At 72.9% G+C, this 17,643-nt stretch carries 14 protein-coding genes; 6 read left to right on the top strand and 8 right to left on the bottom strand.

What is annotated here, in order from left to right:
• Nucleotides 1-32 precede the first annotated feature (32 nt).
• From IRY44_RS08670 to IRY44_RS08655, 4 genes are all read right to left on the bottom strand, one after another.
• Nucleotides 33-2,135, bottom strand: a complete 2,103-nt coding sequence (locus IRY44_RS08670; RefSeq protein ID WP_194800126.1) for an iron ABC transporter permease — start codon at nucleotides 2,133-2,135, stop codon at nucleotides 33-35.
• Between the two features lie 5 nt (nucleotides 2,136-2,140).
• A complete protein-coding gene (locus IRY44_RS08665; RefSeq protein ID WP_194799923.1) occupies nucleotides 2,141-3,130 on the bottom strand; it encodes an iron-siderophore ABC transporter substrate-binding protein in 990 nt (329 codons plus the stop codon).
• 29 nt (nucleotides 3,131-3,159) lie between these two features.
• Nucleotides 3,160-3,969 (bottom strand): ABC transporter ATP-binding protein, encoded by an 810-nt coding sequence (locus tag IRY44_RS08660; RefSeq protein WP_194800125.1) that lies wholly within the window; start codon nucleotides 3,967-3,969, stop codon nucleotides 3,160-3,162.
• Nucleotides 3,970-4,172: 203 nt separating this feature from the next.
• Nucleotides 4,173-5,774 (bottom strand): cellulose-binding domain-containing protein, encoded by a 1,602-nt coding sequence (locus IRY44_RS08655; protein WP_194799922.1) that lies wholly within the window; start codon nucleotides 5,772-5,774, stop codon nucleotides 4,173-4,175.
• A gap of 342 nt (nucleotides 5,775-6,116) precedes the next feature.
• On the opposite strand from IRY44_RS08655, the gene IRY44_RS08650 reads away from it, so the two are divergent.
• On the top strand, nucleotides 6,117-6,974 hold the full coding sequence (locus IRY44_RS08650) for a hypothetical protein (protein ID WP_194799921.1): 858 nt from the start codon (nucleotides 6,117-6,119) through the stop codon (nucleotides 6,972-6,974).
• Nucleotides 6,975-7,025: 51 nt separating this feature from the next.
• Here IRY44_RS08650 and IRY44_RS08645 read toward each other — a convergent pair whose 3' ends face one another.
• Nucleotides 7,026-7,496: a hemerythrin domain-containing protein gene (locus IRY44_RS08645; protein ID WP_194799920.1), complete on the bottom strand. Its 471-nt coding sequence runs from the start codon at nucleotides 7,494-7,496 to the stop codon at nucleotides 7,026-7,028.
• A 234-nt stretch (nucleotides 7,497-7,730) separates the two neighbouring features.
• Here IRY44_RS08645 and IRY44_RS08640 point away from each other — a divergent pair, with 234 nt between their 5' ends.
• The gene (locus IRY44_RS08640) at nucleotides 7,731-8,897 is read left to right on the top strand and encodes a serine hydrolase (RefSeq protein WP_194799919.1); all 1,167 of its coding nucleotides are present in this window, start codon (nucleotides 7,731-7,733) and stop codon (nucleotides 8,895-8,897) included.
• A gap of 55 nt (nucleotides 8,898-8,952) precedes the next feature.
• Here IRY44_RS08640 and IRY44_RS08635 read toward each other — a convergent pair whose 3' ends face one another.
• Both IRY44_RS08635 and IRY44_RS08630 read right to left on the bottom strand, forming a co-directional pair.
• Complete coding sequence (locus IRY44_RS08635; protein WP_194799918.1) at nucleotides 8,953-9,606, bottom strand: response regulator transcription factor; 654 nt, start codon at nucleotides 9,604-9,606, stop codon at nucleotides 8,953-8,955.
• On the bottom strand, nucleotides 9,594-10,820 hold the full coding sequence (locus IRY44_RS08630; protein WP_194799917.1) for a sensor histidine kinase: 1,227 nt from the start codon (nucleotides 10,818-10,820) through the stop codon (nucleotides 9,594-9,596). The genes IRY44_RS08635 and IRY44_RS08630 overlap by 13 nt, the downstream gene beginning before the upstream one ends.
• A gap of 168 nt (nucleotides 10,821-10,988) precedes the next feature.
• Here IRY44_RS08630 and IRY44_RS08625 point away from each other — a divergent pair, with 168 nt between their 5' ends.
• From IRY44_RS08625 to IRY44_RS08610, 4 genes are all read left to right on the top strand, one after another.
• Complete coding sequence (locus IRY44_RS08625) at nucleotides 10,989-11,201, top strand: hypothetical protein (RefSeq protein ID WP_194799916.1); 213 nt, start codon at nucleotides 10,989-10,991, stop codon at nucleotides 11,199-11,201.
• A gap of 115 nt (nucleotides 11,202-11,316) precedes the next feature.
• Nucleotides 11,317-12,477 carry a low temperature requirement protein A gene (locus IRY44_RS08620; RefSeq protein ID WP_194799915.1) on the top strand — a complete coding sequence of 387 codons (1,161 nt, stop codon included), beginning with the start codon at nucleotides 11,317-11,319 and terminating at the stop codon, nucleotides 12,475-12,477.
• Nucleotides 12,478-12,586: 109 nt separating this feature from the next.
• Nucleotides 12,587-13,969 (top strand): glycoside hydrolase family 43 protein, encoded by a 1,383-nt coding sequence (locus tag IRY44_RS08615; RefSeq protein WP_194799914.1) that lies wholly within the window; start codon nucleotides 12,587-12,589, stop codon nucleotides 13,967-13,969.
• 55 nt (nucleotides 13,970-14,024) lie between these two features.
• Complete coding sequence (locus tag IRY44_RS08610) at nucleotides 14,025-16,778, top strand: beta-L-arabinofuranosidase domain-containing protein (RefSeq protein WP_194799913.1); 2,754 nt, start codon at nucleotides 14,025-14,027, stop codon at nucleotides 16,776-16,778.
• Here IRY44_RS08610 and IRY44_RS08605 read toward each other — a convergent pair whose 3' ends face one another.
• Entirely contained in the window at nucleotides 16,779-17,582 is an 804-nt protein-coding gene (locus IRY44_RS08605; protein ID WP_194799912.1) for an endonuclease/exonuclease/phosphatase family protein, read from the bottom strand.
• Nucleotides 17,583-17,643 lie beyond the last annotated feature (61 nt).

Raw genomic sequence — 17,643 nt, 5'->3', positions numbered from 1 at the left:
CACGTGCGGGGGGTGGTTCGTCGGCGAACGGGTCAACGGGCGGCCGCCGCGGCGCGGGAGCGCCACAACAGCCAGACGAAGTACGGGGTGCCGATCATGGCGGTGACCAGACCGGCGGGGACCTGGGCGGGGGCGATGACGCTGCGGCCGAGCGTGTCGGCGAGGCTGACCAGGGTGGCGCCGAGCAGCACCGCGACCGGCAGGACGCGGGTGTGCCGCCCGCCGACGAGCGCCCGGGCCGCGTGCGGCGCGACCAGGCCGACGAAGCCGATCACGCCGACCGCCGACACGGCGGTGGCGGTGAGCAGTGCCGCCAGGCCGAGCGCGACCAGCCGGGCGCGTTCCAGCCGGACGCCGAGCACCCGGGGCGTGTCGTCGTCGAGCGCGAGCAGGTCCAGCTCGCGGCGCACCGCGGCGACCACCGGCAGCGCGATCAGCAGCGCGATCGCCACCGGCAGCACCTGCGGCGCGGTACGCCCGTAGGTGGAGCCGGACAGCCAGGTCAGCGCCTTGCCGGTGTTCCACGGGTCGGAGGACACCACGATGAACGTGATGATCGCCGTGCCGCCCTGCCAGACCGCGAACCCGATCAGCACCAGCCGGTCGGAGTTGAGCCCCCGCCGCCGGGCCAGGCCGTAGACCAGTGCGAACGCGACGACCGCGCCGAGTCCGGCGGCGCCGGACAGGGCAAGCACGCCGGCCATCGGCGCGAACGTCAGCAGCGACACCGCCCCGATGCCGGCGCCACCGGTGATGCCGAGGATGCCCGGTTCGGCCAGCGGGTTGCGGCACACCGCCTGCACCGTGGTGCCGGCCAGGGCCAGCGCCGCGCCGGCCAGCAGCGCTGCGGCGACGCGCGGCCAGCGGGCGTCCAGCACGAAGGTGTACGCCGGTCCGGTGCGGCCCTGCACCCAGTTGACGATGTCGCCGACCAGCACCCAGGTGTCGCCGGCGAGCATGCCGAGCACCAGCGCGGCGGTGACGACGACCGCGCAGACCGCGACGACGACGGCGACGAAGCCGCGGGAGCGGACGGCGGCGTGGCCGCCCGGCGCCTGCCGGGTCGGTCCGGCGTCGCGGTGGCGGCGGGCCAGCCAGACCAGCAGCACCGCGCCGAAGAGCGTGGTCACCACGCCGGTCGGCACGTCGACCCCGGCCTGCCCGCCGAGCACGGCGCGCAGCAGCACGTCGGAGCCGAGGACGATGACCACGCCGACGATGCCGGACAGCGGCATCAGGACGCGGTGCCGATGCACCTCGGGCACCCACCGGCCGAGCAGCCGGACGATCACCGGCGCGCCGAGGCCGACGAAGCCGATCGGGCCGGCCAGGGTGACCGCCGCGGCGGAGAGCAGCACCGCCAGCAGCACGACAGTCAGCCGGGTACGGCGCACGTTGAGCCCGAGCACGGTGGCGGTGTCGTCGCCGAGGGCGAGCAGGTCCAGCCGGTGCCCGAGGGCCACGAGCACCAGCGCGGCGACAGCGATCACGGGGGCGAGCTGGGTGAACGCCACCAGGTCGCCCTGCACGAGCGAGCCGTTGCCCCAGGCGAACAGGCCGATGGTGGCCTGCTCGAACAGCAGCATGAGCAGCATGGTCAGCGAGGAGAGCGCCATCGCGGTGGCCGAGCCGGCGAGGATGAGCCGGGTGGTGGCGGCCTGACCGCCGGCCGAGAGCAGCATGACCAGGGAGGCGGCGGCGAGGCCGCCGCAGAACGCCAGCCCGCCCGCGGGCAGCGCGGGCAGCGCGATCCCGAACGCGGCGGTGGAGACGATCGCCAGGTGCGCGCCCGCGTTGACGGCGAGCGTGTCCGGCGAGGCGAGCGGATTGCGGGTGGTCGACTGCAGCGCCGCGCCGGCGAAGCCGAGCGCGACGCCCACGGCCAGGCCGGTGAGCAGCCGGGGCAGGCGGGAGGCGACGAGCACCCGGGCGGTCTCGTCGTCGCCGCCGGTGAGCAGCCGGAGCAGGTCCAGCGCCCCCACCGAGGAGGTGCCCTGGGTGAGGTGCACCGCGGTGATCGCGACGAGCAGCGCGGCGGCGAGGGCGAACGCGCCGGCGACCCGGCTGCGCCGGGCGGGCGGCGGCCCGACCGGGGCCGGCCGGGTGGCCGGCCCCGGCGGGGCGGGGGCGGTCATCGCGCTCAAGCCGTGTAGACCTTGACCAGCTCGTCGATGTACTGCTTGGCGGACAGCGTGCCGCCGAAGGTCCAGATGCCGTTGGGCATCTTGTGCAGCTTGTTCTGCTGAACGAACGGCAGGGAACGCCAGATCGCGTTGCCGGCGAGGCCGTCGGCGAACACGTCGGTGCCGTCCGAGGCGTTGTAGAAGAAGTGCACGTCCTGCCCCTTGAGGACGGTCATGCCCTCGACGTCGGTCTGGCCCAGGCCCCACATCTCGTCGGTCTTGCCGGTCCAGGCGTTCTTGAGGCCGAGCTGGATGCCGAGCTGGGAGACGAGCGCGCCCTCGCCGAACATCCGGATCGAGACGGTGCTGCCCTCCTTCCAGCCGTCGGCGATCGCGAACTGCTTGCCGGCCGCACCGGCGTCGGCGATCTTCTTCTTGCCGTCGGCGAGCGCGGCGTCGAAATCGGCGAGCAGCTTGTCCGCCTGCGCGGTGCGCCCGGTCGCGGTGGCGATCATCTTCAGGTCCGCGCGCATCCGGCCGATGTTGTCGGAGGCGTCGCTGCCCTTGGTGACCAGCACGGGGACGTACTTCTCGAGCTGGGTGACGACGGCGGAGCCGCGCTCGGCCTCCATCACCACGAGGTCCGGCTGGAGGGCGACGATGGAGTCGACGCTCGGCTCGCCCCGGGTGCCGACGTCCTTGACGCTCGCGTCGAGCGGGGCGGCGGTCACCCAGGTGGCGTACCCCTTGGGGTCGGCCACGCCGACCGGCATCACGCCGAGGCCGACGAGCATCTCCACCTCGCCCCACTCCAGGCCGACGACCTTGCTGGCGGGGCTCTTGAGCGTGATGGTCTTGCCCCGGCTGTCGGTGACGGTGACCGGGCCGGTGGACGCGGCGTCGGAGGGGGACGGTGCGGCGGCGGGCTCCTCGGTGGTGCCGCAGCCGGCGATCAGCAGCGCGCTCGCCGCGGCGGCGACGAGCAGGGTCATTCGGGTACGCAGCATCGGGTTTCTCTTCTGTGTGCAGGAGTCGGTCAGGCGGAGACGCGGGTCGTGTGCCGGCCGACGGGACGTGTGGAGAGCAGATTGGTGACCGGGTCGACGCTCACCTCGACGCGGATGCCGTACGCCTCGGTGAGCGCCGCCTCGGTGAACACCTCGTGCGGGGTGCCGGTACCGCGTACCCGGCCCTCGTGCAGGAGCACGACCTGGTCGGCGACGGCGGCCGCCTGGTTGAGGTCGTGCAGCACCACACCGACGGCGACGCCGGCGGTGTCGGCGAGGTCGCGCATCAGGTCGAGGATCTCCACCTGGTAGCGCAGGTCCAGGAACGTGGTCGGCTCGTCCAGCAGCAGGATCGCGGTGTCCTGGGCCAGGCAGGTGGCCAGCCAGACCCGTTGCAGTTCGCCGCCGGAGAGTTCGTCGACCGGCCGTCCGGCCATGCCGTCGACGCCTGTCACCCGCATGGCGCGGTCGATCGCGGCCGGTCCGTCGAGGTCGTTCGCGCGCCACCGCTGCCGGTACGGGTGCCGGCCGTACCCGACCACGTCCCGCACCGTCACCCCGCTGGGGGTGGGCCTGCTCTGCGCGAGCAGCGTGACCCGGCGGGCGAAGTCCCGGGCGGACAGCGTCCGGGCCGGTGTGCCGTCGGCGAGCACGATCTCGCCGTGCTCCAGTGGGTGCAGGCGGGCAAGTCCGCGCAGCAGCGTCGACTTGCCGCTGCCGTTGGGGCCGACCAGCGCGGTCACCGCCGCGGGCCGCAGCGTGATGGCGGCGTCGTGCACCACCGTCTTGCCGTGGTAGCCCAGCCGCAGCTCACTGCCGCGCAGGCCGTCGGCCCGCATCGTTCCGCTCGTCACGCAGGTTAGGCTAACCTAAGACTCGATCATCCTGTCAAGCCGGTCCTTCGGTCCGATCTCCCTCCCCCGTCCCACCCCCCACCCCACCCTCCCCAGCGCACCCCTCCCCGGTCGATCATGAGGTTGACGGCGATGTCGATCTCCGATCCGGCCGCCAACCTCATGATCAACCCGGTGGGGTGCCGGGGTCAGAGCGAGACCGGGCGGCCGCCGAGGGTCACCGTCAGGCGGCCGTCGCCGGCGAAGGACCAGGCCAGGGCACCGGAGTACGTGGCGCAGCGGGAACCGTTGGAGCCGGACCAGAACTGGTTCGAGCCGTCCACGTTGCCGACCGTCTTGTCGTTGGAGCCGCTGCCGGCGAAGCGGCAGGACGTGTTGCTCCGGAACACCGAGGTACCGGCGTCGAACGAGAAGTTGCGTTCGGTGTTGTCGATGCTCAGGTTGTTCGAGATCGTCATCGTGCCCGGGTTCCGGTTGTACGTGAACCCGTGCTTGCCGTTGCGGTAGGCGATGGTGCGCCGGACGGTGTGGTTGACGGCGATGTCCTCACCGCCGAGCTTGAAGCCGTTGCGGTCGCCGTTGCCGTTCTGCGTGCCGTTGCTCAGCGTGCCGTTGCTGTACGCGAGCGAGTCCTCGATGGTCACCGTGCCGATCGCGCCGGTGTCGGACTTGGTGTAGAGGTCCCACCCGTCGTCGATGTTGTGGTGCGACACCGCGTACCGGAAGACGTTGCCGCCGCCGACGGTGAGCTTGGCCGCGAAGCCGTCGGCGTCCTCGCCGTCGGAGTCGGCGTTGTCGTGCGACTCCACGCTGACCATGAGGTTGTTCGCCGGCCACTGGTCGCGGGGCGTGCTGGAGGCGATCCGGGACAGTTGCAGCCCGGTGTCGCGGTTGAAGCGGGTCACCGTCCGCTCGATGATGTTGTTGCTGCCGCCGACGAAGATGCCGTTGTCACCGGCCCGCTCCACCACGAGCCCGCGCACGTGCCAGTATGAGGCGTTCAGCGCCAGTCCCCGGTTGGCCGGATCCTCGCTCATCGCGGAGAAGTTCAGGATCGGCGTCTCGCCCGGATAGGCGTACAGGTTCTTGCGGGCGCTCGACGTGCCGTTGTTGCCGGCGGCGACGGTGACCGTCTGCGACAGGTTGTACGTGCCGCCGCGCAGGTAGATCGTGCCCCCGGCGCCGACGCGGGTGATCGCCGCGGCGATCGTGGTGGGGCTGGCCTGGGTGCCGGCCGCCCCGGCGGTGCCGTTCGGCGCGGCGTAGATCGCGCCACCGGCCGGTGGCGGCGTGGTCGGTGGCGGGGTGCTCGGGGGCGGGCTGCTCGGCGGGGCGCTGGTCGGTGGCGTGCCGGTGGTGGGCGTGACGCCGCCGGTGCAGGTGACACCGTTGACGGCGAACGAGGTCGGGACCGGGTTGCTGCTGTTGTTCCAGGTGCCGTTGAAGCCGAACGACGTGCTCGCGTTGGTGCCCAGGCTGCCGTTGTAGCTGACGTTTGCGGCCCGCACCGAGGCGCCACTGGCGGTGATCTCGGCGCCCCAGGCCTGGGCGACGGTCTGACCGGCGGCGAAGGTCCAGGTGACGGCCCAGCCGTTGAGCGGGTCGCCGAGGTTCGTCAGGTTGACGTTGGCGGTGAAGCCGCCGCCCCACTGCGCGGTGACGGCGTAGTCGACGCGGCAGCCGGCGGCCGCCTGGGCGGCGGTCGCGCCGACGGCCAGGCCGGACGCGGCGAGCGCGGCCGTCGCCGCGGCGGACGTCCACAACACCGTACGGCGGTGTCGGTTGATCATGCTGGTCTCCTGCGGGTGGTGGTGCCGTGCCCACGCCGGCACCGATGCCCGGTCGGTGTCGGGGGCGGGCCTTGATACCCGGACGGCCGTGCCACGAACGCTCACGCTCCCGCGCAGTAAGCGCTTTCAGCGCAGCCTAACGACGGACATCGATGTGGTCAAACCTCGGCCCGCACTGAACGATCCCGCCGCGCCGTCCGTATCCACTGCCGACCGGAACATCGGCCGGAACCGCGATGCCGGAGCGGGCACGAGCACGATTCCTCCAGTCGTCACTTCGCACCGTGGAGACGGGGCGGCACCCGCCGCGCCGGCCCTCCCGGTCAACCAGAGGAGAGGTGCATGGCCAGGGGTACGCGCAAGACCGCGGTCCTGAAGCTCGGCGGGGTGGGTGCCCTCGCGGCGCTGCTGTTGGCCGGCGGACTGCAGCTGGCGTCGGCGGGCGAGAACAACCGCCCGGCCACCACTGCCGCCGCGCAGACCGTGAACTGCCCGACCGTACGCGACAAGCTGCCCGCCGTCCCCGCGGCGGCGTCGGCCCAGGTGGAACGGGAACTGGCAAACCTGGACCAGGAGATCGCCCGGCAGAACGAGCGGCTGGCCCGGCAGGCGGTACGCCCCGAGGGCGGACCGGCGTTCATCGACAACGCCATCCTCGGCCCGCTGCGCAGCAAGCGCGTCGCAGTGCTCGACCGCATCGAGATCGCCTTCAACCGGATCGGCGCGCAGCGGCCGGACCTGGACGCGCTGGCGGCCTGCTCGCTCAACGCCCCGGGCGTGCCGAGCGCCGTCAACGGCGGCACCGGCCAGAACGGTGCCGGCCAGAACGGCAACGGCAACGCCGGCGGGCAGAACGGCAACGGTCAGAACGGCAACGCGGGCGGCCAGAACGGCAACGCCGGCGGCGCGGCGCGGACCGTGAACTGCCCCCGGGTGGCGCTGCCCGCCGTCCCGGCGGCGGCCGCCGGCCAGGTGCAGGCCGAACTGGCCACGCTGGACAAGCAGATCGCCGAGGCCGACGCCCGCCTGGCCCGCCTCGCGGTACGCCCAGAGGGCGGACCGGCGTTCATCGACAACGCCATCCTCGGCCCGCTGCGCAGCAAGCGCGTCGCGGCGCTCGACCGCATCGAGATCGCGTTCAACCGGGTCGGCGCGCAGCGCCCGAACCTGGACGGGTTCGCCACCTGCGGCCTGAACTGACAGGGACCGGTCGCGGCCCGGCGGTGCGCATCCGCCGGGCCGCGACAGTGGTCACAACGGCCCGAACACGTCGCCCGGGTCGGCGTCCAGCGAGAGCGTCTCCAGCACCGTGAGCAGCTGCCGCTCCTCGTACCGGAAGTGCGACTCCATGATCGCCGCCACGCCCTCCAGGTGCCGGGCCAGCTCGTCGGGCGGGGCGTCGCGGGCCACCGCCGCGCTCAGCCCGGCCAGCAGGTACCCGATCATCGAGTGGTCCTGCCGCAGCCGGTCCAGCGTGCCGCGCAGGTCCGGATGCCGCGCCGCGATCGCCGGGAAGAGGCTGTGGTCCTCGCCCTCGTGATGCGCGGTCAGCGCCGCGCAGAACCCGTGGCAGAACAACAGCAGCTCACGTGTCGCCGGGCGGGCCGGCGCACCGTCGGCGAGCGCCCGCCGGGTCACCGCCAGCGCCTCGCGCAGCCGCTCGTGGACGGCGCGCATCTCCCGGCTCCAGGCCACCAGCCTGGTCTGTTCGCCCTCAGCCACGTGGCGAGGGCGAAGGGACGACGAGTGTCATCGTCGTGCTCCCTTCGATCCGGCGCCTCCATGCCTGACACGGTCTGCCACCGGCACGCGACGCTGGGCGGAGCCTAACCGGCGGCATCGGCGCCATCAAGTAGTGCCAGCGCTACCCCGGCTCGGTAGCAGGCGGGATGGAGCGCGGAACCGATTCTGGCGAGGCTTGAGCCCGTACCCGTTCACCTCCGTCGAGGAGTTCCCATGACCCGCCGTACCTTCCCGGTCGCCGTCGGCGCCGCGGCCCTGCTCACCGTCACCGCGCTGGGTGTGCCCGCCGCGTCCGCCACCACCACCGACGCCCGGCGTCCCGCCGCCGACGCGGTCCAGAAGCGACTGGACGGCCTGGTCGCCGAGCACGGCTTCCCCGGGGCGCTGGCCTCCGTACGCCGCGACGGCCGGGTACGCGACTACACCGCGGGCGTGGGTGACCTGCGCACCGGCGCCGGGATTCCCCGCGACGCCCGGGTGCGGATCGGCAGCAACACCAAGACGTTCACCGCCGTGGTCGTCCTTCAGCTCGTCGGCGAGGGCCGCGTCGACCTGGACGCCACCGTCGAGCGCTACCTGCCCGGGATGGTGCGCGCCAACGGCAACGACGGGCGGCGGATCACCGTACGCCAGCTGCTGCAGCAGACCAGCGGCCTGCCCGACTACGACGAGGTCGTGTTCAGCGAGGCGCAGGACCTGGTGGACCGGCGCAGCGACTACTTCGATCCGCGCCGGCTGCTGGACGAGGCGCTCACCCAGGACCGGCGCTTCCCGCCGGGTCAGAAGTGGGAGTACAGCAACACCAACTTCGTGCTGGCCGGGCTGATCATCGAGCGGGTCACCAAACGTCCGGTGGGTGAGGAGATCACCCGGCGGATCATCGAGCCGCTGCGGCTGCGCGACACGTACTGGCCGCGGACCGGCGAGCAGGACCTGCCCGGCCGGCTGCCGCGCGGATACGTGGCGGTGGAACCGGGCGCGCCGTGGGTCGACGTGACCCGGATGGACCCGTCGCTGGGCTGGGCCGCGGGCCAGCTCGTCTCGACCCCGTCGGACCTGCGCACGTTCTTCGAGGCGCTGCTGGCGGGCAAGCTGCTCGAGCCGGCCCAGCAGGCGGCGCTGATGCGCACGGTGCCGGCGCCCGATTTCGAGCCCACCGGCGTCTGGGAGTACGGCCTGGGCATCGCCCGGCACGAACTGCCCTGCGGCGGTCACGCCTGGGGACACGGCGGCGACATCCAGGGCTTCCAGACCCGCAACCTGTCCACCACCGACGGGCGCAGCGCGGTGGTCGCGGTGACCGGGCTGCCGACGAGCATGGAGATGCTGGAGGCGGTCACCAGCACCCTCGACGCGGCCCTGTGCGGCACCGGCCGCTGATCCCCGGTTCACCGCACGCGCGCCGCCTCACGCGAGGCGGCGCGCGTGCGTACGTCTACCGCCGGCCGTCGAGGTAGCGCAGCACGGCGGTGACCCGGCGGTCGGCGCGGTCGTCCGGCGGCAGGCTCAGCTTCGCGAAGATGCTGCGGATGTGCTTGTGCACCGCGCCGTCGGTGACGAACAGCCGTTCCGCGATCGCGCCGTTGCCCAGCCCTTCGGCCATCAGCGCCAGCACCTCGTGCTCACGCGGCGACAGCTCGGCCAGCGCGGTGTCCGGCCGCCGGTTGCGGGCGAGCAGCTGGCCGACCACCTCGGGGTCGATCACGCTGCCGCCGTCCGCGACGCGGTGCAGCGCGGCGAGGAACTCCTCGACCCGGCCCACCCGCTCCTTGAGCAGGTAGCCGAGCCCGGAGGCGCCGACCGAGAACAGCTCGGTGGCGAACGCCTGCTCGACGTACGCGGACAGGACCAGCACCGCGAGGCCCGGTCGGCGGCGGCGGGCCTCGACCGCGGCGACGATGCCCTCGTCGGTGTGGGTGGGCGGCATCCGCACGTCGACGATCGCCACGTCCGGCCGGTGCTCGTCCACAGCGGCCAGGAACTCCCCCGGTGTGCCGGCGGTGGCCACCACGTCCAGGTCCTCGGCGCGCAGCAGCAGCGCCAGCCCTTCGCGCAGCAGCGCGTCGTCCTCGGCGATCACGATCCGCATGGCAGCTCCACGTGCATCCTCGTCGGTCCTCCCGGTGGACTCGTCAACGTCATCCGCCCGTCGTACGCCTCGACCCGGCGGCGGATGCCGGTCAGCCCGGAGCCGCGCGTCTCGTCGGCGTCCCCGCGCCCGTCGTCGGTGACCGTCACGAGCAGCCGGTCCCCCTCCCGGCGCACGGAGACGTCCACCGCGCTCGCGCCGCTGTGCCGGACCACGTTCGTCAGCGCCTCGGCCACCACGAAGTACGCGGTGGCCTCGACCGACGCCGCGCAGCGCACGTCGACGTCCACCGACAGGCGGCACGGCACCGCGCACTCCGCGGCGAGTCCGTCGAGCGCCCCGGCCAGGCCCCGGTCGTCGAGCACCGGCGGCAGGATGCCGCGCACCACCGTACGCAGCTCGCCGAGCGCCTGCTCGGCCGCGTTCTGCGCGCGTTCCAGGATCTCGTCGGCGCGGTCCGGGTCGCGGCGTACCGCCCGCCGCGCGGCGCCGAGCAGCACGTTCACCGCGACCAGCCGGTTCTGCGTGCCGTCGTGCAGCGAGCGTTCGATCCGGCGCAGCTCCACCGCGTGCGCGTCGAGCGCGGCGGCCCGGGTGGCGGTGAGTTCGGCGACCCGCAACGACAGGTCGAACCCGGGCGGCGGGGGCAGCAGCCGGCGGCCCGGCCGGGCCTGGATCCGCGCGAGTGCCGGGCCGGTCGTGACCGCGAGGAACAGCCAGCCGACCCCGAGCACGGCGACCGCCAGCGCGTCGCCGAGCCCGTCGATGTGCCACCAGCCGAGGCCGGGCGCGCCGGCCTCCGGCGGCACCAGCCGGTACCAGAGCGGGAACGTCATGTCCTGCACGGCGTAGATCGGCAGTGCGAGCGCGATCAGCCCGGCGCCGAAGCCGAGCGTTCCGTGGACGGCCACCCAGCGCAGTTCCCGCCGGACGACCGGGTCGCGCAGTGCCTGGCGCACCCCGGCCGGCACCGGGCCGGGCGCCGGGATCGGCGGCCCCCACCGGGACAGCCGGGCGCGTTCCCGGTCGGCCACCGACCGCACGGCCTGCAGCAGCCCGGGTACGAGCAGCAGCCCGACCCCGCCGACGCACGCCGCCGCCACCACGACCGTCCCGAGCAGCAGGCCGAGCGCCAGCACAGCGGTGCCCAGCCCGCTGATGAGGTGCTCCAGCGCGGTCACCGCGGCACGGAACCGCCCGCGTACGTACTCCATCCCCGGCCCACCCCCGGCCGTCACGATAGGTCACCGCCGTCGCCGTGCGTCAGGGCCGGGGGCGGAAAGTACAGCCTGCTGTACCACGGTTGTCGTGCTGGCGGGATCGTTGCCGGCCGGCCGCGCGCCTAACGTTCAGGTGCAAGGACATCACCCGAGGAGGCAGCCGTGAACGACCTGGACCGTACCGCCGAGACCACCGCCGCGACGACGCCCGTCACCCGGATGCGCCCGCTGCTCTGGCTGGTGCTCGTCGTCGGCGTGGTGGCGAACGTGACGCTGTCGAACGTCCTGGAAAACCCGTGGGCCGGTTCGGCCTTCGGCGTGCTGGCGCTGGCGTCCGGCGTGGCCCTTGCCATGAACCACTACCGCAACCGCTGACCCGCGTCGGGGCGGGCCGGGACGACCGTCGGCCCGCCCTGCGGCGTTCGCCCGCGCGACCCCGTCCGCGGCTGGTACGACTGGTGTCGTCGACGGCGCGTACGGAAGGGACCGGATGGCGAGTGAGCCGCGTGGGCACCTGCTGCGGCCCCGCGAGGCCTCCCGCCGGGCGTCGTTCCTGGAACTCTTCTTCGACCTGGCCTTCATCCTCGCGTTGAACCGGGTGTCCCTGGTGCTGGAGGAGGATCTGAGCCTCGGCGGGGCGTACCGGGCCGCACTGCTGCTGGTGCCGATCTGGTGGGTGTGGTTCGTGACCGCCTGGTCGACGGACTGGTTCGACCCGCGTTCCCCGCCGATCGTCACGCTGCTGATCTGGGTCATGTTCGGCGGCCTGCTGATGGCGGCGGCGGCGCCCACCGCGTACACCGGGCACGCGCTCGTGTTCGCCGGCGCGTACGTAGCGATCCACCTGGGCCGGCCGTTGATCCTGCTGCCGGCGCTGCGCGGACATCCGCTGCGGGTGCGCAGCCTGCGGGTGGCGATCTGGTTCGGTGTGTCAGGGGTGCTGTGGGTGACCGGCGCGCTCGCCGGGACGGCGCAGGTGGCGCTCTGGACCACGGCGATCGTCCTGGATCTCGTCCTGGCGCGGCTGCGCTGGCCGACACCGGGGCTGGGCCGGTCGAGCTGGCGCGATCTCCAGGTGGTCGGCGAGCACCTGGCCGAGCGCTACCAGCAGATCTACATCATCGCGCTGGGCGAGCTGATCCTGTCCGCCGGGATCGTGTTCAGCAACGCCGGTTTCGACGGCTACCGGACCGTGGCGTTCGCGCTGGCGTTCGTCAACGCGGTCACCGTGGGGCGGCTCTACCTGGTGCCGGGCGGGATGCGGCTCGGCGAGGCGATCGAGGCGCGCGGGCCGTCCGGGAGCCGGCTCGGCCTGCTGGCCGGTTACCTGCACCTGGTGATGGTGGCCGGGGTGGTGGCCACGGCGGTCGGCGCGCAGGTGATGATCGGGGATCCACTGTCCCGCGATCCGGCCGCGCTCGTGGTGGCGCTCAGCGGCCCGGCACTGTTCCTGATCGGCTGGATCGGGTTGGCCGCGGCCGTGCACCGCCGGGTGACCTGGTACCGGCCGGCCGGGCTGGCGGTGATCGTGGCGCTGGGCGTCCTGGCGTACGGGCTGCCGCTGCTGGCCGGCTCCGCGTTGCTGGCCGCGCTGCTGATCCTGATCGTGTACGCGGAGACCACGGCGGTGCGCCGGGAGGTTCGCAGCTGAACGCGTTAACGCCACCATTCGATTGACAGACGACTATGTGAACGCCAGGCTAGGGGAGATTGTTAGCGTTAACGCGGCCGTCATCTCCCCCGCAGAGGAGGGCCCTCCCGTGCCCCTGACCCGACGCGCGTTCACAGTCGGCGCCCTGTCCGCCGCTGCCGCCGCCACCGGCGCGCTCAGCCTGCCCCGCGGCGCGCTCGCGGCGGCGAACACCGCCTACGCGATGGCCTACTTCACCGAGACGCCGAACGGCCTCGGCGCCGACTACGGCCTGCACCTGGCCGTCAGCCGGGACGGCCTGAACTGGACCCCGCTGAACCAGAACAACCCGGTGGTCACCCCCACCGCCGGGCAGCTCGGCCTGCGCGACCCGTTCGTGCTGCGCAGGACCGACGGCACGTTCGTGGTACTGGCCACCGACCTCAAGGGCACCAACTGGGGGCTGACCAGCCAGTACCTGCACGTGTGGGATTCGACCGACCTGACCGCGTTCACCGGTTACCGGCGCATCCGGATGCACACGCTCGACACCCACACGTGGGCGCCGACCGCGTTCTGGGACGCCGCCCGCGGCCAGTACGCCATCGTCTACTCCGCCAACAACGGCCGGGACGTGCTGTTCGTCAACTACACCAGCGACTTCCGCACCGTCAGCGCCCCGCAGGTCTACTTCAGCCCCGCCTTCGGCGTGCTCGACGGCGACGTCGTGGTCGACGGCGGCACCACGTACCTGTACTACAAGAACCTCAACGACGGCTACCTGTACGGCGCCCGCTCCACCACCGCCGCGCCGAACAGCTTCACCACGTACACCAGCGGGCTGCGGCAGGGCACCGCGATCGAGGCACCGCTGCTGCTGCGCACCAACGAGGGCAGCTGGCGGCTGTGGGGCGACTCGTTCAGCCCGGTCAACAACGACTACTACGCCTGGTCCACGACGACCATCTCGGGCAACTCGTGGACGCCGCTGAACCAGCGCGACTACACCCCGCCGCTGAACTCCAAGCACGGCTCGATGATCGGCATCAGCGACGCCGAGTACGCCGGCCTGGTCAACCGCTGGGGCACACCGAACTGGGTCCGGCTCAAGTCGTCGAACCTGCCCGACCGCTACGTCCGGCACGCCGACCGGATCGCCCGCGTCGACGCGTACCCGTTCGACCCCTACCAGGACCAGATGTGGCGGATGGTCCCCGGCCTGGCCGACGCCGCCGGCGTCTCGTTCGAGTCGGTCAACTACCCGGGCAACTACCTGCGGCACTACGACTACGCGGTCCGGCTCGACCCGAACGACGGCACCGCCACGTTCCGCGCCGACGCCACCTTCCACCGCACCGCAGGCCTGGCGGACAGCACCTGGTCGTCGTTCCGCTCGCACAACTTCCCCACCCGCTACCTACGGCACCACGACTACCGGCTGCGCATCGACCCGCTCGGCACCGGCTCGCCCGCGATCGACAGGCAGGACGCCACGTTCCGGGTCACCGCGTAACCGTCCCCCACCACCGCCGTCCCCCACCACCACCGTCCCGCCACGGAGGCCGTCCATGCCCGCTCCCCTGGTGAACCGCCGATTCCTGCTCCGCGCCACCGGCGCCACCGCCGTCGCGGCCACCGCCGGCGCCGCCGCCGGGTCCGTCACCGCAGGCGGTACGGCGCACGCCGCGCTGCCACCGGCCCGCCCCGACATCGGCGTGTCCGCGTACGCCTTCGACCCGGGTCAGGTCCGGCTGACCGCCGGCCGATGGCAGGACAACCAGAATCGTACGGTCGCCTACCTGCGCTTCGTCGACGTGAACCGGCTGCTCTACAACTTCCGGGCCAACCACCGCCTGTCCACCGGCGGCGCCGCCGCCAACGGCGGCTGGGACGCGCCGAACTTCCCGTTCCGCACCCACATGCAGGGGCACTTCCTGACCGCCTGGGCGCAGGCGTGGGCGGTGCTCGGCGACACCACCTGCCGGGACAAGGCGCTCACCACGGTGGCCGAGCTGGCCCGCTGCCAGGCCAACAACGGCGCGGCCGGGTTCAGCACCGGCTACCTGTCCGGCTTCCCGGAGTCCGACTTCACCGCGCTGGAGGCCCGGACCCTCAGCAACGGCAACGTCCCCTACTACTGCATCCACAAGACGCTCGCCGGGCTGCTGGACGTGTGGCGGCTGATCGGCAGCACCCAGGCCCGGGACGTGCTGCTGGCGCTGGCCGGCTGGGTCGACCAGCGCACCGGCCGGCTCACCTCGGCCCAGATGCAGGCCATGCTGGGCACCGAGTTCGGCGGCATGAACGCGGTGCTGACCGACCTCTACCAGCAGACCGGCGACGCGCGGTGGCTGACTGTCGCGCAGCGGTTCGACCACGCCGCCGTGTTCAACCCGCTCGCCGCGAACTCCGACCAGCTCAACGGGCTGCACGCCAACACGCAGGTGCCCAAGTGGATCGGCGCGGCCCGGGAGTACAAGGCGACAGGCGTCACCCGCTACCGGGACATCGCCGCGAACGCGTGGGCCATCACCGTCGGCGCCCACACGTACGCCATCGGCGGCAACAGCCAGGCCGAGCACTTCCGCGCGCCCAACGCGATCGCCGGCTACCTGCGCAACGACACGTGCGAGGCGTGCAACACGTACAACATGCTCAAGCTGACCCGGGAGTTGTGGCAGCTCGACCCGGACCGGGTCGCGTACGCCGACTTCTACGAGCGTGCGCTGCTCAACCACATGATCGGCCAGCAGAACCCGGCCGACGCGCACGGTCACGTCACGTACTTCACCCCGCTCAACCCGGGCGGGCGGCGCGGTGTCGGCCCGGCGTGGGGCGGCGGCACGTGGAGCACCGACTACAACTCGTTCTGGTGCTGCCAGGGCACCGGGCTGGAGACCAACACGACGCTGGCGGACGCGATCTACTTCCACAACGGCACCACGCTGACCGTCAACCTGTTCGTCCCGTCCGTTCTCACCTGGAGCCAGCGCGGCATCACCGTCACCCAGGCCACGTCGTACCCGGTCGGCGACACCACGACGCTCACCGTCACCGGCTCGGTCAGCGGCTCGTGGACGATGCGGATCCGGATCCCGGCATGGACCAGCGGGGCGAGCGTCAGCGTCAACGGCGTCGCGGCGGGTATCGCCACCGCGCCCGGCAGCTACGCCGTCCTGACCCGTGCCTGGACCTCCGGCGACACGGTCACGGTCCGGCTGCCGATGCGGGTCGCCACGGTGCCTGCCAACGACGACGCCGCGGTGCAGGCCGTCACGTACGGGCCGGTGGTGCTCTCCGGCAACTACGGCAACACCACGTTGAGCGGCCTGCCCACGCTGGATCCCGCCTCCATCACCCGTACCGGCACGGGCTCTCTCGCGTTCACCGCCCGGGCCGACGGCGCCACCGTCAACCTCGGCCCCTTCTACGACGCCCACGGGCACAACTACACGGTCTACTGGCGGGTCGGCGCGGGCGGTGGCGGCGGGGAGGCGAGCTTCCGGCTCGCCAACGCGGCGAGCGGGCTGGTGCTCGGCATCCAGAACATGTCGACCGCCGACGGCGGGCTCGCGCTGCAGTGGGGTGACACCGGCACCGCCGACCACGACTGGCAGCTTGTGGTAGACGGGTCGGCGCTGCGGCTGCGCAACGTCAACAGCGGCAAGGTGCTGGGGGTGGAGAACATGTCCACCGCCGACGGCGTTCGGATCCTCCAGTGGGCGGACAACGGCACCGCCGACCACCTGTGGACAGTGGTCGACGTCGGCGACGGCAGCCACAAGTTGCGCAACGTGCACACCGGCAAGCTGCTCGGCATCTCCGGCGGCTCGACCGCCCAGGGCGCGTTCGCCGTGCAGGACCCGGACAACGGCAGCCTCGACAACCAGTGGCGGTTCCTGCCCAACGGCGCGCGGCGGATCCAGAACCTCGGCAGCGGGCTGGTGCTCGGCGTACAGAACATGTCCACCGCCGACGGCGGGCCGGTCATCCAGTGGGGCGACACCGGCACCGCCGACCACCTCTGGACCGCGCTCGTGGACACCGGCGGCTACCTGCGGCTGCGCAACGGCAACAGCGGCAAGGTGCTCGGCGTCGAGGGTGGTTCGACCGCGGCGGACGCCCGGATCGTCCAGTGGGCCGACAACGGCACCGCCGACCACAGGTGGCGGCTGCGGCACGGCGGAGGCGGCTGGTTCCGGATCCAGTGCGCGAACGGGGGCCGGGTGCTCGGGCTCAGCGGCGGCTCCGGCGCCCAGGGGGCGCAGGCGGTCCTCGCCGACGACACCGGGGCGGCGCACCAGCGCTGGCGGTTCCTCTGATCACAGGTGACGGCGGGCGCCGATCATGGTCGCCACCAGCGCCGGGTGGTCAGTCGTCCCGCGCATGTCCACCGCGCGGCGGCAGCAGATCGTCACGCCGCCGGACGCCATGATCTGCTGCCGGGCACCGTCGTCGATCCGCCGGTAACCGACCGGCACGCACGAGCGCACGTCCGGGGTGCCGCCGGCGCGCAGGTTGAGGTCACCGCCGAGGACTGTCGGCGCGCTCCCGGTGTCGCCCCGGGTCCCCGGCACCACCGCGCCGAGCAACTGCCCGCACTGGGCCAGCGCCACCTGGCCGCTGGTGTTCGCCAGGTGCGTGGTGCAGGCATGCAGCCCGTCGCCCCGGACGCAGAGCCAGACCCGCTCCTCCGGGTCGGCGAGGTCCTGCGCCGGATAGGTCCCGCGGTGCACGGACGACCGCGCGTCCCGGCCGTCGAGGCGGGTCAGCAGCCCGATCCCGTACGGCTCGCCGTTGTCGCACCGGGTAGGACCACCGGAGGGGCGGTCACCGGCGGCCTGGAACGCGGACACCACGGTGCCGCCGGCGCGGGCGGCCCGCAGCGTCCGCTCCAGCGTCGCCACGTCGTCGCGGCAGATCTCGTTGAGCGTGACCACGTCGGGTGCCTCGGCGGCGATCACGTCGGCGGCCCGCGGGACGGCCCGGCCGGTGTAGCAGCCGGCCCGGCCGCTGTTGCACAGGTTCATCTGCAGCACCCGCAGCGTTCCCGGGCCGGCGGCGCCGGCGTTCGAGGATCCGGCGGGCAGCCCGGCAACGACGAGCAGGCACACCACTGCCAGCACCCGGCGGACTCGCCGGGCGAGGTGGGTGGCCGGCTGCGGGGACAGCGGGGCTCCAACGGGG

The organism is Micromonospora sp. ANENR4, assembly GCF_015354395.1.
Lineage (GTDB): Bacteria > Actinomycetota > Actinomycetes > Mycobacteriales > Micromonosporaceae > Micromonospora > Micromonospora aurantiaca.
The sequence above is the reverse complement of the archived record's forward strand: the minus strand, read 5'-3'. Positions and strand labels throughout refer to the sequence as shown.

Coding starts and splice junctions, on each gene's coding strand:
- IRY44_RS08670 (WP_194800126.1), bottom strand. CDS start 2,135: ATGACCGCCCCCGCCCCGCCGGGGCCGGCCACCCGGCCGGCCCCGGTC.
- IRY44_RS08665 (WP_194799923.1), bottom strand. CDS start 3,130: ATGCTGCGTACCCGAATGACCCTGCTCGTCGCCGCCGCGGCGAGCGCG.
- IRY44_RS08660 (WP_194800125.1), bottom strand. CDS start 3,969: ATGCGGGCCGACGGCCTGCGCGGCAGTGAGCTGCGGCTGGGCTACCAC.
- IRY44_RS08655 (WP_194799922.1), bottom strand. CDS start 5,774: ATGATCAACCGACACCGCCGTACGGTGTTGTGGACGTCCGCCGCGGCG.
- IRY44_RS08650 (WP_194799921.1), top strand. CDS start 6,117: ATGGCCAGGGGTACGCGCAAGACCGCGGTCCTGAAGCTCGGCGGGGTG.
- IRY44_RS08640 (WP_194799919.1), top strand. CDS start 7,731: ATGACCCGCCGTACCTTCCCGGTCGCCGTCGGCGCCGCGGCCCTGCTC.
- IRY44_RS08635 (WP_194799918.1), bottom strand. CDS start 9,606: ATGCGGATCGTGATCGCCGAGGACGACGCGCTGCTGCGCGAAGGGCTG.
- IRY44_RS08630 (WP_194799917.1), bottom strand. CDS start 10,820: ATGGAGTACGTACGCGGGCGGTTCCGTGCCGCGGTGACCGCGCTGGAG.
- IRY44_RS08620 (WP_194799915.1), top strand. CDS start 11,317: ATGGCGAGTGAGCCGCGTGGGCACCTGCTGCGGCCCCGCGAGGCCTCC.
- IRY44_RS08610 (WP_194799913.1), top strand. CDS start 14,025: ATGCCCGCTCCCCTGGTGAACCGCCGATTCCTGCTCCGCGCCACCGGC.